Here is a 13,715-nt window from a genome sequence, read left to right as displayed (position 1 = left end):
TTCCGTAAATCCGTTTTTCCTCCCTGAAAAAAGGGTTTACGGGGACTTCCCTGTCCCCTGGCTCCACGCCACCGGCCCACTCCAGGAATACTTCAAAACTTTTACTGAGATACTTAACCAACCAACTAAAAGGCAATATTTATCCCCCCTCAAGCAACCCCATCATAAACCCAGGTCTATTAGGATGATTCCCGGTTAACTTTAAGCTAGAGTTAGCTTACTTCTTAATTATCTCATGGGCAACGATATATTATGGGCCGTGAAATCCCTTCCAGCCATTTTAGTCCAGAGGACTTTAAAGCATTCACCAAGCGCCTCAACGCAGAAACACAACTTGTCGGTCAGTGGCTGAAGCAAGACCATTTCGCCTATAAAAAGCGGGTCGGATATGAGCTTGAGGCCTGGCTGGTTGATAATAACTTCCGGCCTGCTTCCATCAATGAACGTTTCCTACAGGCACTAGATAACCCCTTGGTCGTGCCGGAGTTAGCCAATTTCAATATAGAGTTAAATAGCCCTCCTGAATATTTATCCGGAGATGTTTTTAAACGCATGGAAGAGGGTTTAGAGCAAACCTGCCGTCAGTGCCGCACCCGAGCCCATTTACTCGGCTGTGAATTGGTAACCATCGGGATACTACCTAGCCTTAGAGAAGCAGACCTTTCCCTTGAACATATGTCCAACCTATCCCGCTACCGGGCCCTCAATGAGCAGGTCCTGCGCCTGCGACACGGCCGCCCACTCCGCATCAATATTAAGGGACAAGAACATCTCCGCACTACCCATAATAACGTAATGTTGGAGGCCGCAACCACTTCTTTCCAGCTGCACCTCCAGGTGCCCACTCGCAGCGCTGCTCGTTATTTCAACGCTGCCATCCTTCTTTCAGGCCCCATGGTTGCCGTCTCCAGTAATTCCCCTTTCTTATTTGGCAAAGATCTTTGGGAAGAGACCCGAATTCCTCTATTTGAGCAGTCTGTCTCCGTGGGGGGACACAAAAACTCCAAGGAAGGAGACCTCAAGAGAGTCTCTTTCGGTGCCGGGTATGTTAAAGAGTCCCTGCTAGAGTGTTTTCAGGAAAACCAAAGCCACTTCCCAGTGCTCCTGCCCGTTTTATTCGACGAACCTCCGGAAAACCTCGCTCACCTGCGCCTTCATAATGGGACCATCTGGCGCTGGAATCGGCCGCTCATAGGATTTAATGCTCGGGGAGAACCCCACCTGCGAATTGAACACCGGGTCATCCCCGCAGGCCCCAGCATCACAGACACCATTGCCAACGCGGCCTTATTCATAGGGATGGTGGAGGCCCTGATAGAGGAGGAAGAGCCCCCTGAAGAAAATCTTCCCTTTCACTTGGCACGGCACAATTTCTATGCCTCTGCGCGGCAGGGTCTAGAGGCGGAACTCTACTGGTTAGATGGTAATCGGGGAAAAGCTTCTGTCCTGTTCATGGAACGCTTGCTTCCCCTGGCTCGAACAGGGCTTGAACATCTTGAGCTTAATCAGCATGATATTCAATATTTCCTGGGGATCATACAACAGCGTATCGCCACAGGCCAAACAGGAGCCCGCTGGCAACGACGCTATGTGGCCACCCATGGCCATGACATGGATGCCCTCACTGCCGCCTATACAGAATGGCAACACCGGGGAAATCCCGTCCATGATTGGACAGTTTAAAGACAGCGCCAAATCCAAGCGCTAAAAGCCTGCTTATGTTAACGATACGACATGAACTGCCCAAAGGGTTACTGGACTTGGAAGCCCATGAGCTTTATAAAAAATTAGAAGGACCGACGCTATTTCACCTGGAAGGACGGCGTAAACCGCCCCTATTTGTCTCTGTCCTACTTCATGGCAATGAGCCTGTCGGCTGGGAGGCGGTACGCAGTCTCTTAGGTCAATATCAGAATCGGCCATTACCACGGGCGTTATCTCTTTTCGTGGGCAATATTGCCGCCGCTCGCTATCGCCTCCGGCGTCTCGATAGCCAACCCGATCATAACCGGATTTGGACTCCAGGCCCCACACAGGAACATGCCATGGCGGCCCAGGTTTACGAAGAGATGTCTAAATCCGGCTTGTTTGCCAGTATCGACATCCATAATAATACCGGCCTTAATCCCCACTACGCCTGCGTCAACAAGCTAGCTTCCCCCTTTCTCCACTTAGCAGCCCTCTTCAGCCGGACCGTGATTTACTTTGTGCGCCCCCAAGGTGTGCAGTCCCTGTCCTTTGCGGAACTAGGGCCGGCGGTTACCCTTGAATGTGGCCAGCCCGATTGTCCCCAAGGCGTAACTCACGCCCGCGAATACCTCACCGCTTGTTTGCACCTGGCTGAATTTCCCTCCCATTCCATCGCAAAACGGGATATTGAACTCTTCCATACGGTAGCCGTAGTCCGAATCCCTTCCGAACTGCGAGTCGGTTTCCACGGGGAAGACTTGGACTTACGCTTGGTGGATGATCTTGATCAACTCAATTTCCAAGAATTACCCGCCAACACCCTCTTGGGTTGGCAACCCTCAGATCCCAATATTCTGCTTACCGTTACTGACGAGCAAGATCTGGAAATCAGTGAGCGTTATTTTTATCTTGAAGACAACGAGCTTCGGACTCGCCGCCCCGTAATGCCCTCAATGCTGACTCGTGATGTCCGTGTCATTCGCCAGGATTGCCTCTGTTATCTAATGGAGCGGATGCAACTGCCCGGTACTCCCTAACCCCTCTTTGCCAAATTTAGGAGACTTGAAGGGCTAACCCTTAGCTAGGGTTAGAGAATCATTCCCGCACCTACGGTTTCATTAGTAAATTCGTTGATAAGAATTAAGCTGCCCGTCCCCCGATTCTTGCGGTAGCTATCAAAAAACAGCGGACTCGTGGTCCTGATCTTGATTCGACCAATATCATTGAGTGCTAACATCGCCCCATCCTCAAGTCGACTTAAAGAAGTAATATCCAATTTATAACGCACTTCCTTGACGACGCAGCGGGCCTCCTTGGTAGTATGCTTAAGGGCATACTTAGCGCCAGGAGCCAACGGAGTTTCATTGAGCCAGCAAACCATCAATTCAATATCCTGAGCGACCTGAGGTTGGTTAGTGGGTTTGACAATCATATCCCCCCGGCTGATATCAATGTCGTCTTCCAGGGTAAAAGTGACTGACATCGGCGCAAAGGCCTCCTCTACGGGACCATCCATGGCATCAATGGACTTGATGCGAGTAGAAAACCCTGAAGGCAGAGCAATGACTTCATCCCCTGGCCGAAAAATCCCCCCTTCTACCCGTCCAGCATAGCCACGATAATCAGGGTATTGATCCGACTGGGGACGAATCACGTACTGCACAGGAAAGCGACTATCGATGTGGTTGTAATCGCTGCCAATGTGTACATTTTCCAGGGTATAGAGCAAGGTCCCTCCCTGATACCAAGGCATGTTTTCGGACTTTTCTACAACATTATCTCCCCGTAAGGCGCTAATGGGAATATAATGGATATCGGGAATATCTAACTTGGCTGCAAAATTCTCAAATTCTTTCTTGATATTCTCAAACACCTCTTCTTGGTAATCCACCAGATCCATCTTGTTAATACACAACACCAGATGGGGAAGCTCCAAGAGGGAGGCTATGGAGGCATGGCGGCAAGTCTGCTCAATAATCCCATGACGGGCGTCAACCAGCACAATGGCCAAATTAGCAGTGGAAGCCCCGGTGACCATATTCCGGGTATATTGCACATGGCCGGGGGTATCCGAAATAATGAACTTGCGTTTAGGTGTTGCAAAATAGCGGTAAGCCACATCGATAGTAATGCCTTGCTCCCGCTCTGCCCGCAAGCCATCGGTGAGTAATGCTAAATTAATTTGACCGTCACCACGCTGCTGGCTACTCCTTTGGATAGACTCCAGTTGATCTTCGAAGATAGATTTCGAATCATAGAGCAAACGACCAATGAGGGTGCTCTTCCCATCGTCCACGCTGCCAGCGGTGGTGAGCCGCAACAAATCCATCTCTAAATATTGTGACTGCAAAGATCCACTCATAGTTTTTAAAATATCAGAAATAACCTTGCTTTTTACGATCTTCCATCGCCGCTTCCGACCGCCTGTCATCAGCCCGACCGCCGCGCTCAGTTACCCTAGCCGCAGCCACTTCCTGAATGATGTCCTCAATCGTAGCAGCCTCAGACTCCACTACCCCGGTACAGGTCATATCCCCCACCGTCCGACAACGAACCCGCCGTCGCTCAGTGGCTTCTCCAGCCATCAAGCTAATATAGGAGGAATTGGCTAATAACATCCCATCCCGTTGGACAACTTCCCGTTCATGGCTAAAATAGATACTGGGAATAGCCAAATTCTCTCGGGCAATATATTGCCAAACATCCATTTCTGTCCAATTACTCAGAGGAAAAACCCGGAAGTGCTCGCCCATATGCTTGCGGCCATTGAACAAACTCCATAGCTCCGGGCGCTGATTTTTTGGATCCCATTGGCCAAACTCATCCCGGTGAGAGAAGATTCTTTCCTTGGCCCGGGCCTTTTCTTCATCACGGCGGCCGCCCCCGAAGGCCGCATCGATTTTAAGTTCCTCAATAGCATCAAGCAAGGTGATGGTTTGTAGCATATTACGGCTAGCATTAGGGCCTTTCTCTTCCACGGCACGCCCCTTGTCAATAGAATCCTGTACTGTCCGAATTATCAATCGTGCCCCTACCTGTTCCACAAGGCTGTCCCTAAACTCCAGGGTTTCAGGGAAATTATGTCCTGTATCGATATGGAGTAAAGGAAACGGCAATTTGGCGGGCCAAAAAGCTTTCTGGGCTAGCCGCACCATAACGATAGAATCCTTGCCCCCAGAAAACAGCAGCGCAGGCCGCTCAAAAGTGGCGGCAACCTCACGCATGATAAAGATGGATTCCGCCTCAAGCTGTTTCAGATGAGTCAGACTGTACGACTTCATGATATCTTACTCATTAAACAAATATCGGGGGCCTCTATAGGCCAACTCAATTCGGTCATGGGTAAACTTACCCAGTAGATAACCGCTTTAGATGCAAACCGCATTCTTTGGTACTATCGTCTTCCCACCACCACCTTCCAGCACGGATATCTTCACCCACAGTGATCGCCCGAGTGCATGGGGCGCAGCCAATGCTGGCGTAACCTTGGTCGTGTAAAGCATTATAGGGAAGCTCAAACCGGCGGATGTAATCCCAAATATCATCTTCACTCCAGTCAATAAGCGGATTGAACTTCTGTAGCTCATGTTCAGCATCCCATTCAGAAAGCGGCAAATTCTTGCGGGTTAAGGATTGTTCTCGACGCACCCCCGTAATCCAAGCTCTCTTCCCTGTAAGAGCCCGTTTCAAAGGCTCCACCTTGCGAATTCTGCAACATTCTTTACGGAGCGCGACGGCCTCATAAAAACCATTTGGCCCATGCTCCCCCACATAAGCCTCCACTGCCTGAGTTTCAGGAAAATAAATCTTCACTTGACAGGCATAGCGCTCCTTAACTTTTTGCATCACATCATAGGTTTCCTGGGGCAGGCGGCCCGTATCCAGGGTAAATATCTCAATCCCCGGCGCATGCTTGCAAATAAGATCAACCAGCACCATATCCTCTACCCCAAAGCTGCAAGCAAAACAAGCAGGGGCATAGCTACGCTCAATTGAGGTCAATAAAGAAAAGGTTGCCTCAACTTTATCTGCCAATGAATCTTCTCTCACCGACGTATCCATTACCATACTTTCTGCACTTTCTGCTTAGAAAATAAACTTGATCCCCACTACCATCAGCAAGGTTGCCAAGGCTGCCTGCATCGCCCGCTCCGGAATATTCACCCCCACATGGCTACCCACATAAATTCCAGGTAAAGACCCCAAAAGCAGGCTCCCCAAAAGGGCCAAATCCACCGAGCCCAAGTGCCAATGCCCAACCCCTGCAATAGCGGTCAAAGGCACCGCATGCGCAATATCAGTAGCCACAACCTGCACCGTCCGCAAGCCCGGATAAAGATATAACAACACTATGGCTCCTAAAGCCCCCGCCCCAATGGAGGATAGCGTCACCAGGAAACCTAGCACCGCCCCCATTATAACGGTGCTTACCGTAGTAAAACGCCGCTCCCAGCGCAAGGAATAAATGGGCTGCAGTAATCGAGGCAATCCCTCCCTTGCCACCACTCGCTGTAGCCAACTCTTCATGGGCAATGCCAGCGCCGTTAAGACTAATGCAATTCCTAAAGCGGTATTGATAAGACCTTCTAGTTGTACGCCACGAATCTGAAGCAGTTTTAATATTTGTAGGGCAATCACAGTGGCAGGGATACTCCCGAGAGCGAGTAGGCCCACCACCCGCCACTGGATAGTATGGTGACGCCAGTGGGCCCAAATGCCACCTACTTTGGTGAGCGCCGCAAAGAGCAAATCAGTCCCTACCGCTGTTAGGGGAGGAATACCAAAGCCAAAAATCAAAAGCGGCGTCATTAGCGAGCCGCCACCGACCCCCGTCAGCCCCACCATAAAACCGACCCCCAGCCCGGCGAGTATATATCCCAACTCCATCCGCTTCGAACCTATATAGAAGTAGATGGAAATTGTAGCGTTCGGTGAATATTATATCAAAATATATTATTATTTATTGATATAAAATTTTTTTATATCTAAGCGATTATGAAGCTACAACAACTGCAATTCGTCCGTGAAGTTACACGACGAGGATACAACGTGTCCGCAGCCGCCGAGGCGCTTCACGCCACACAACCTGGAGTTAGCAACCAAATTCATCAATTGGAACAGGAATTAGGGGTACCTATCTTTGAGCGTCACGGTAAGCGACTCACCGGGATGACTCCTGCCGGAAGTGCTATCCTCGAGATGGTTGAACGCATCCTAGGCGAAGTGGAAAATATCAAACAAGTCGGTGCAGAGGCCACCGACGAGCATCGAGGAATGCTCTCCATTGCCACAACCCATACTCAAGCCCGCTATATCCTGCCACCGGTAATCAAAGCTTTTAGGGATCGCTATCCCAATGTGCGCCTGAGGATGTTCCAGGGGACCCCCCATCAAATTGCCGAAATGGCAGCTACCGGCACGGTAGACCTTGCCATTGCCACCGAGGCCATTGAGTTATTTGAAGATCTAGCCATGCTACCCTGCTATGATTGGAACCGAAGCGTGGTCGTTCCCCCCAATCACCCCCTGTTATCATGCCGTCCCCTCACCTTGGAGGCCGTAGCCAAATACCCTATCGTCACCTATGTCTTCGGCTTTACAGGCCGTTCTAAACTTGATAAGGCGTTTGCCAGTAAAGAACTTGTTCCTAACGTCATTCTCACAGCCACCGACGCCGATGTTATCAAAACCTACCTCCATCTAGGATTGGGAATCGGAATTATCGCCAGCATGGCCTTTGATCCTGAACAGGACGCCCCTCTCAAAGCTATTGATGCCAGTCATCTATTTGAGCCCAGTACGACCCACATCGGCATCCGCCGTGGCACTTACCTGCGGAGGTATATTTACGCCTTCATAGAATTATTTGCTCCCCAGCTTACCCGCCCCGTGGTCGATACGGCTGTCCATGCCTAAACTTGAAGAACTTTCATGCGCTCACTGTTAGGCTGGCGAACTACCCCCTTTTCCGTCACAACCACATCGATGAGATGAGCAGGGGTAACATCAAAAGCGGGGTTATAAGCTTTAGTGCCTGACATGGCGATGTCTTTGCCCGCCAGAGTCAAAACTTCTTCCGGAGGCCGTTGCTCAATTGGAATCTCCATCCCATCAGGTAAACTCCAGTCGATGGTTGAAGTAGGAGCCACCACCATAAAACGCACGCCGTGATAACGGGCAGCCACTGCCAAACCGTAGGAACCAATCTTATTGGCAATGTCACCGTTAGCCGCGATTCGATCGGCGCCAATAATCACCCACTGGATTTGCCCCTGCCCCAGTAAATAAGGCGCCACGCTATCGGCAATAAGCACCACAGGTATTTTGTCCTGTAGCAGCTCCCAAGCGGTAAGGCGTGCCCCCTGCAACCAAGGCCGGGTTTCATCAGCGAACACTTTATTAATTCGTCCCTCACTATAGGCATAGCGAATAACCCCCAGAGCGGTCCCAAAACCCCCGGTTGCCAAAGAGCCGGTGTTGCAATGGGTCAATACCTTTGCTGGCCCGTCAATAAAGGCTGCGCCTAACTCACCCATACGGCGATTAGCCGCAATATCCTCTTCATGGATACGCTGGGCTTCAGCAAGCAGAGCAGTTTCTGGATTGACATCACTGGGAAGCGCATTAATCAGCGATCCCATCCGTTGCAACGCCCAAGCAAGATTGACAGCAGTAGGTCGGGCAGCCTCTAAAACTTGCAAATCAGCCTTAATCTGTGCCTTCCAACGAAAATTCGCCTCGGCAAAATGCGCTCTTGCGGCAAGCACTACCCCATAGGCGGCAGCGATTCCAATAGCAGGTGCGCCCCGCACCACCATTTTGGTAATGGCCTCAGCTATCTCAAAGGCACAAGTTGCAGTCCAGTAGGTTTCTTCCTGGGGGAGGCGACGCTGATCCAGCAACCGTATCCCCCCCCCAGTCCAGACCACCGCCCGGATCCTATCGTGTTTATCGTTCAGCATTCTATTGACACGTCCAGCTTAAAAAGCCAAAGGAAACAGCTGCTTTGAGTCATTAATCTTTATCCCCATCAATGGGGCCAGTGGAGAATATATTCTTGAGGTAGCTTTAGCAAAATGATCACCAATATCACAATCGCCAATTGCCGCTTATCTTCAAATAACTCAGGCAACCCCAATTTCTTCGCCGCCAAATAGCCAATAAAAAAATAAAAAAAGATATTAGGGAAAAAGAAAAACATGACCCTTAACTCAGTAAATAAATAAAGCGCATACCCTAATAACCTATACCCATAAAAGAATAATGCGATGTTACGGATAGTTTTATTTTCCCATCGGCTCGCCACTATGGCTTGAATAGTAATCTGATAGACATCGAGAGGTTTGTCATAAGAAGTATAATCTATATCTGTTGCTCCCATCTCCGCCCAAATCAGAATATCGATGGCGTCAAATATATATTCTGAGACAATACTGCCCAAAAGAGGCCACTGAAATATCATCAACGGTCCCAACAGCCTCATTGCTAATACGATTATTATTCCAGCATCAAACATGATTAAGCCACACCACCATTACCGCTTGTTTTCTTGTTAAAGGTTATAATTATCTTCGCCATGCAAAACTTTAATACTTTAATTTATGCCCCCTGGATCATTCCCGTTATTCCAGAAAATCAAATACTGGAAAATCATTGTCTTGCCATCCACCAAGGCCGTATCGTGGATTGCCTCCCTAGGGCTCACGCAGAAGTCCGTTACCAGAATGCACACCTAATCGAGCTAACACAGCATGCGCTCATCCCCGGCCTTGTCAATACCCACACCCATAGTCCTATGTCTCTCCTGCGTGGCCTTGCTGATGATCTCCCCCTTATGGAATGGCTTGAGGGATATATCTGGCCAGCAGAATCCAAGTGGGTCAGTGAAACTTTTGTTCGCGACGGTGCACTCCTGGCGATTGCTGAAATGCTCCGCGGAGGGATTACCTGCTTTAATGATATGTATTTCTTTCCCGAAATAGTGGCGCAGGTAGCGGCCAAAGTGGGCATGCGAGCTGTTATCGGCATGATTGTCATTGATTTCCCCAGCAGTTGGGCAAAAACATCTGAGGATTATATTCGCAAAGGGCTTGAGTTAAATGATCAGTATCGGGCTCATCCTCTTATCAAGACAGCCTTTGCCCCCCATGCCCCCTATACTGTCAGCGACGGACCTTTAAAGCAAGTTGCTACTTTAGCTAAAGAACTGAATATTCCAGTTCACATGCATCTTCATGAAACAGCAGAGGAGGTCAATAGGGGTTTGGCCCAATACGGCGTTAGGCCCTTAGAGCGGTTGCAGCGCCTAGGATTGCTCTCTTCGCAACTGTTAGCTGTCCATATGACCCAGCTTACCGATCAGGAAATTCAGACCTTAGCAGCAAGCAGTGCTCATGTCATCCATTGTCCAGAATCTAACCTCAAACTGGCTAGCGGTTTTTGTCCCGTCGCAAAGCTCTATCAGGCGGGGGTTAATATTGCTTTGGGCACTGATGGCGCGGCAAGCAATAATGATTTAGACATGTTTGTTGAAATGCGTCTTGCAGCTTTGTTAGCCAAAGCATTAGCCGGCGATGCCAGCGCCATTCCTGCAAACCAGGCACTCCGCATGGCCACCCTAAATGGTGCTAAGGCACTGGGCTTGGAACAAGAGATTGGCTCTCTGGAAATTGGCAAGGTGGCGGACATTGTTGCCGTTAATCTTGGCGAACTAGAAACACAACCCCTTTATGACCCCACCTCCCAGTTAGTCTATACCGCAGGCCGGGATAGGGTCAGCGATGTTTGGATAGCAGGTCAACAGGTACTTAAGAAGCGCCAATTTACAACTTTGGACGAATCACTCATTCTGTCCCAAACCCAAGCATGGGCAGAAAGAATACAAGAAGCAAGGAAACCCATATGAGCGAGAAACAAATCAATGTCGACCCTGGTGAAATCGCCAAGTTTGAGCAGTTGGCGCACCGCTGGTGGGACCAGAAAGGTGAATTTAAACCTCTCCACGACATCAATCCATTGCGCCTTGAGTACATTCGCAGTCGCTGTTCCCTGGCTGGCAAACGGGTGCTAGATGTCGGTTGCGGCGGCGGTATCCTTACAGAGGAGCTGGCTCGACTCGGGGCCAAAGTGACAGGCATTGATCTCAGCGAAGCCCCTTTAACAGTGGCACGCTTGCATGCCTTAGAAGGGAATTTAAAAATTGATTACCGGCAGATAAGCGTGGAGCAACTTACAGAAGCAGAAGCTGAATCCTTTGATGTTGTCACCAACCTGGAAATGCTGGAACATGTTCCTGATCCGGCTAGCATTATTGCCGCCTGTGGGCGACTGCTTAAGCCCCATGGGAAAGTCTTTTTCTCTACCCTTAACCGTACCCTAAAAGCTTATTTATTCGCTATTATTGGCGCTGAGTATACGCTTCAGTTGCTCCCTAAAGGCACCCACGACTACCAGCGGTTTATCCAGCCCGCTGAACTAGAGGCTTGGTGCCGAGCAGCGGGCTTGGAGCTCCAGGATTTAACAGGCCTTCACTACAATCCTCTAACTCACCGTTATTGGCTCGGCCATGATATCAATGTAAATTACCTCGCCTATGGAATTAAAATGGAATAACTGTATTGGTGTAGCAAACAAATTAGCCTTTAAGTTCAATGGGAGTTCCCACCTCTAGCTTGAAATGCTTGGCAGCACACCCCTGATTAATCGCAATCTCTATAAGACCGAGGGAATTGACATACCAGAAACCTTCCCCCGGAGCCACGTCATGAAAAGTCCGCGCCCCGGAGACCCAATCTCCGCTCGGCAATCGAATTCGTTGACACTGCCCGGCCTTGATAGCTCGAATCCCTGCCATCGCGTTTCCATAGTGATCAATATAGATGATTTCTGCAAGATCCCCTGGATCTTTAGTCACCAATGCCTCATTCCAGCGCTTACCTAGTAATTCCTTGTCTTGGAGATTTTTGCTTCGAGCCAGCTTGGCCACAATCGGTGCAAACAAATCCCGCCCATGGAAAGTTGCAGAAAGGGAAGAAGGCCGCCAAGTGATACGCCACAGAATTGCGCTTACAGCCCGTCCCATCACCACATCGAATAATCCATTTCCTGGACCGACATACCAGCGATCATCTGCACAAACCATGACCGGCTCTCGAGCACTGGAACCTACACCAGGATCGACGACGGCAAAAACTACAGTACCGGGAAGTAAATACTGACCTAAAGCTGCCAGCAAATGAGACGATGCAAGAGGGGAAAAGGGGGGGGCATCCGCCATCAAATTAATAATTGGGATACCCGGCGCCTGCTGTCGCAGCACAATCTCTACTTGGCCAAGGTAGGGACCCTGCACTCCGAAGTCAGTAAAAAGGGCAATCATTTCAAGCACACGGAGCAAGATTTAGGTACTTCTAGCACAACGCCAGTCCCTACAAGGAAAACCGCAAACCCCTGCTTCATAGCAAATTTCAGAGTTTGCGGAATTCTCACCGCCCGTCACCATAGCAGAGGACGGAATTTAATCCAGAAAAATAGCGCTCAAAAACGAGGTTAGCTTAAAGAAGATTTTTACTATTCCTGCGCTTCAGGGAGAGGACGATCAAGCAATTCCACGATTGCCATCGGTGCATTGTCTCCAGCCCGAAACCCCCTCTTGAGTATCCGAAGGTATCCACCGGGACGTGTTTGATAGCGAGGACCTAATTCATTAAATAATTTAGTTACCGCCTCCCTATCTCTCAAACGAGAAAACGCTAGCCGTCGATTAGCCACAGAATCTTCTTTAGCCAAGGTAATCAATGGTTCCGCGATACGACGAAACTCCTTTGCTTTTGGTAAGGTGGTATTGATCATTTCATGTTCAATCAGAGACACAGCCATATTACGGAACATTGCCCTTCTATGGGAACTAGTCCGGTTTAGCTTCCTCCCACTATAGCGATGGCGCATGGAATTATCCTTCTCTTCGTTTTCCAGCGAATTGCTTCAAACAGAAGCTTTAGTTTCTTCCTCATGTAGCCCCGCGGGTGGCCAATTTTCCAAACGCATACCTAAGGACAATCCCCGCGATGCTAATACATCTTTTATTTCCGTCAATGATTTCTTACCTAGATTAGGAGTCTTTAGCAACTCAACTTCCGTCCTCTGAATAAGATCACCGATATAATAAATATTCTCCGCCTTAAGGCAGTTTGCTGATCGCACCGTCAATTCCAAATCATCTATAGGTTGAAGCAGTACAGGATCGATCTCAGCTGCCTTTTTCTCCTTGGCAGTTTCTATTTTACCTTCTAATTCGACAAAGGCTGTGAGTTGATCTTGTAAAATCGTCGCAGCTTTGCGTACCGCTTCATCTGAAGCTATAGTACCATTTGTTTCGATCTCTATAATCAATTTATCTAAATCAGTTCGCTGTTCAACCCGGGCACTATCCACTTCATAAGTGACCCGCCGAATAGGACTAAAGGATGCATCCAGAATTAAATATCCAATAGGACGCTCCTCCTCCTCTTTAGGTATCCGCACGGACGCTGGCTGATAACCGCGACCACGAGCCACCTTCATCGTAATATTGAGTTCACCAGACTTGGTGAGATGAGCTATCACATGCTCTGGATTAATAATCTCCACATCATGTTCAAGCTGTATCTCCCCTGCTGTTACTGCCCCCGGCCCTTTGCTGTTCAGAGTTAAGGTCACCTCATCACGGCCATGTAACTGAATCGCAACCCCTTTGAGATTCAGCAGGATTTCCGTCATATCCTCCTGCACACCTTCCTTGGTGGTGTACTCATGTAATACGCCGTCAATTTGTGCTTCCACAACAGCGCAACCGGGCATTGAAGATAATAAAATTCGACGCAGGGCATTTCCAAGGGTATGCCCAAAGCCGCGCTCTAGCGGTTCCAGCGTAACTTTAGCTGTATAATCATTGATGCGTTGGACATCCACTATCCTGGGCTTAAGAAAATTAGATACTGACATGGGCAGCACACTTCCCCTCTATAGAGTTAATATTACGCCGGAAG

General features: G+C 49.2%; 14 protein-coding genes. 5 read left to right on the top strand and 9 right to left on the bottom strand.

The features are described 5' to 3' along the window. Positions 1 to 252: 252 nt before the first annotated feature. Both E3U44_RS09355 and E3U44_RS09350 read left to right on the top strand, forming a co-directional pair. Positions 253 to 1,683, top strand: coding sequence for a glutamate-cysteine ligase family protein (locus tag E3U44_RS09355; RefSeq protein WP_134357886.1), 1,431 nt, complete (start codon positions 253 to 255; stop codon positions 1,681 to 1,683). 35 nt (positions 1,684 to 1,718) lie between these two features. Continuing rightward, positions 1,719 to 2,726 carry a M14 family metallopeptidase gene (locus E3U44_RS09350; RefSeq protein WP_134357885.1) on the top strand — a complete coding sequence of 336 codons (1,008 nt, stop codon included), beginning with the start codon at positions 1,719 to 1,721 and terminating at the stop codon, positions 2,724 to 2,726. 50 nt (positions 2,727 to 2,776) lie between these two features. Here the strand turns inward: E3U44_RS09350 and cysN are convergent, their stop codons facing one another. From cysN to E3U44_RS09330, 4 genes are all read right to left on the bottom strand, one after another. Next, the gene (cysN, locus tag E3U44_RS09345) at positions 2,777 to 4,039 is read right to left on the bottom strand and encodes a sulfate adenylyltransferase subunit CysN (protein WP_240761787.1); all 1,263 of its coding nucleotides are present in this window, start codon (positions 4,037 to 4,039) and stop codon (positions 2,777 to 2,779) included. A gap of 25 nt (positions 4,040 to 4,064) precedes the next feature. Beyond that, positions 4,065 to 4,970: a sulfate adenylyltransferase subunit CysD gene (gene cysD / locus E3U44_RS09340; protein WP_134357883.1), complete on the bottom strand. Its 906-nt coding sequence runs from the start codon at positions 4,968 to 4,970 to the stop codon at positions 4,065 to 4,067. Between the two features lie 67 nt (positions 4,971 to 5,037). Continuing rightward, complete coding sequence (locus E3U44_RS09335) at positions 5,038 to 5,751, bottom strand: phosphoadenylyl-sulfate reductase (RefSeq protein WP_134357882.1); 714 nt, start codon at positions 5,749 to 5,751, stop codon at positions 5,038 to 5,040. Positions 5,752 to 5,775: 24 nt separating this feature from the next. Then, on the bottom strand, positions 5,776 to 6,576 hold the full coding sequence (locus E3U44_RS09330; RefSeq protein WP_134357881.1) for a sulfite exporter TauE/SafE family protein: 801 nt from the start codon (positions 6,574 to 6,576) through the stop codon (positions 5,776 to 5,778). Positions 6,577 to 6,684: 108 nt separating this feature from the next. Between E3U44_RS09330 and cysB the strand changes: the two genes are divergently transcribed. After that, complete coding sequence (cysB, locus tag E3U44_RS09325; protein ID WP_134357880.1) at positions 6,685 to 7,605, top strand: HTH-type transcriptional regulator CysB; 921 nt, start codon at positions 6,685 to 6,687, stop codon at positions 7,603 to 7,605. Here cysB and mtnA read toward each other — a convergent pair. Both mtnA and E3U44_RS09315 read right to left on the bottom strand, forming a co-directional pair. Further along, positions 7,602 to 8,651 (bottom strand): S-methyl-5-thioribose-1-phosphate isomerase, encoded by a 1,050-nt coding sequence (gene mtnA, locus E3U44_RS09320; RefSeq protein ID WP_420812611.1) that lies wholly within the window; start codon positions 8,649 to 8,651, stop codon positions 7,602 to 7,604. The genes cysB and mtnA overlap by 4 nt on opposite strands. Before the next feature lie 68 nt (positions 8,652 to 8,719). Next, on the bottom strand, positions 8,720 to 9,205 hold the full coding sequence (locus E3U44_RS09315) for a hypothetical protein (RefSeq protein WP_134357879.1): 486 nt from the start codon (positions 9,203 to 9,205) through the stop codon (positions 8,720 to 8,722). Positions 9,206 to 9,265: 60 nt separating this feature from the next. On the opposite strand from E3U44_RS09315, the gene E3U44_RS09310 reads away from it, so the two are divergent. Further along, positions 9,266 to 10,594 carry a TRZ/ATZ family hydrolase gene (locus E3U44_RS09310; protein WP_134357878.1) on the top strand — a complete coding sequence of 443 codons (1,329 nt, stop codon included), beginning with the start codon at positions 9,266 to 9,268 and terminating at the stop codon, positions 10,592 to 10,594. After that, entirely contained in the window at positions 10,591 to 11,301 is a 711-nt protein-coding gene (ubiG, locus tag E3U44_RS09305) for a bifunctional 2-polyprenyl-6-hydroxyphenol methylase/3-demethylubiquinol 3-O-methyltransferase UbiG (protein ID WP_134357877.1), read from the top strand. The genes E3U44_RS09310 and ubiG overlap by 4 nt, the downstream gene beginning before the upstream one ends. A 22-nt stretch (positions 11,302 to 11,323) precedes the next feature. On the opposite strand, the gene E3U44_RS09300 is transcribed toward ubiG, so the two are convergent. The 3 genes from E3U44_RS09300 to E3U44_RS09290 form a co-directional block, all read right to left on the bottom strand. After that, complete coding sequence (locus E3U44_RS09300) at positions 11,324 to 12,076, bottom strand: SAM hydrolase/SAM-dependent halogenase family protein (RefSeq protein WP_240761816.1); 753 nt, start codon at positions 12,074 to 12,076, stop codon at positions 11,324 to 11,326. Positions 12,077 to 12,258: 182 nt separating this feature from the next. After that, entirely contained in the window at positions 12,259 to 12,636 is a 378-nt protein-coding gene (rplQ, locus tag E3U44_RS09295; protein ID WP_134357876.1) for a 50S ribosomal protein L17, read from the bottom strand. Between the two features lie 36 nt (positions 12,637 to 12,672). After that, complete coding sequence (locus tag E3U44_RS09290; RefSeq protein WP_134359743.1) at positions 12,673 to 13,671, bottom strand: DNA-directed RNA polymerase subunit alpha; 999 nt, start codon at positions 13,669 to 13,671, stop codon at positions 12,673 to 12,675. Positions 13,672 to 13,715: the final 44 nt, after the last annotated feature.

The sequence above is a fragment of the Nitrosococcus wardiae genome (assembly GCF_004421105.1).
Taxonomy (GTDB): domain Bacteria; phylum Pseudomonadota; class Gammaproteobacteria; order Nitrosococcales; family Nitrosococcaceae; genus Nitrosococcus; species Nitrosococcus wardiae.
The sequence above is the reverse complement of the archived record's forward strand: the minus strand, read 5'-3'. Positions and strand labels throughout refer to the sequence as shown.

Bases quoted from the DNA above. Each gene is read 5' to 3' on its own strand.
- E3U44_RS09355 (WP_134357886.1), top strand. From the start codon at position 253: ATGGGCCGTGAAATCCCTTCCAGCCATTTTAGTCCAGAGGACTTTAAA.
- E3U44_RS09350 (WP_134357885.1), top strand. From the start codon at position 1,719: ATGTTAACGATACGACATGAACTGCCCAAAGGGTTACTGGACTTGGAA.
- cysD (WP_134357883.1), bottom strand. From the start codon at position 4,970: ATGAAGTCGTACAGTCTGACTCATCTGAAACAGCTTGAGGCGGAATCC.
- E3U44_RS09335 (WP_134357882.1), bottom strand. From the start codon at position 5,751: ATGGATACGTCGGTGAGAGAAGATTCATTGGCAGATAAAGTTGAGGCA.
- E3U44_RS09330 (WP_134357881.1), bottom strand. From the start codon at position 6,576: ATGGAGTTGGGATATATACTCGCCGGGCTGGGGGTCGGTTTTATGGTG.
- cysB (WP_134357880.1), top strand. From the start codon at position 6,685: ATGAAGCTACAACAACTGCAATTCGTCCGTGAAGTTACACGACGAGGA.
- mtnA (WP_420812611.1), bottom strand. From the start codon at position 8,651: ATGCTGAACGATAAACACGATAGGATCCGGGCGGTGGTCTGGACTGGG.
- E3U44_RS09315 (WP_134357879.1), bottom strand. From the start codon at position 9,205: ATGTTTGATGCTGGAATAATAATCGTATTAGCAATGAGGCTGTTGGGA.
- E3U44_RS09310 (WP_134357878.1), top strand. From the start codon at position 9,266: ATGCAAAACTTTAATACTTTAATTTATGCCCCCTGGATCATTCCCGTT.
- ubiG (WP_134357877.1), top strand. From the start codon at position 10,591: ATGAGCGAGAAACAAATCAATGTCGACCCTGGTGAAATCGCCAAGTTT.
- rplQ (WP_134357876.1), bottom strand. From the start codon at position 12,636: ATGCGCCATCGCTATAGTGGGAGGAAGCTAAACCGGACTAGTTCCCAT.
- E3U44_RS09290 (WP_134359743.1), bottom strand. From the start codon at position 13,671: ATGTCAGTATCTAATTTTCTTAAGCCCAGGATAGTGGATGTCCAACGC.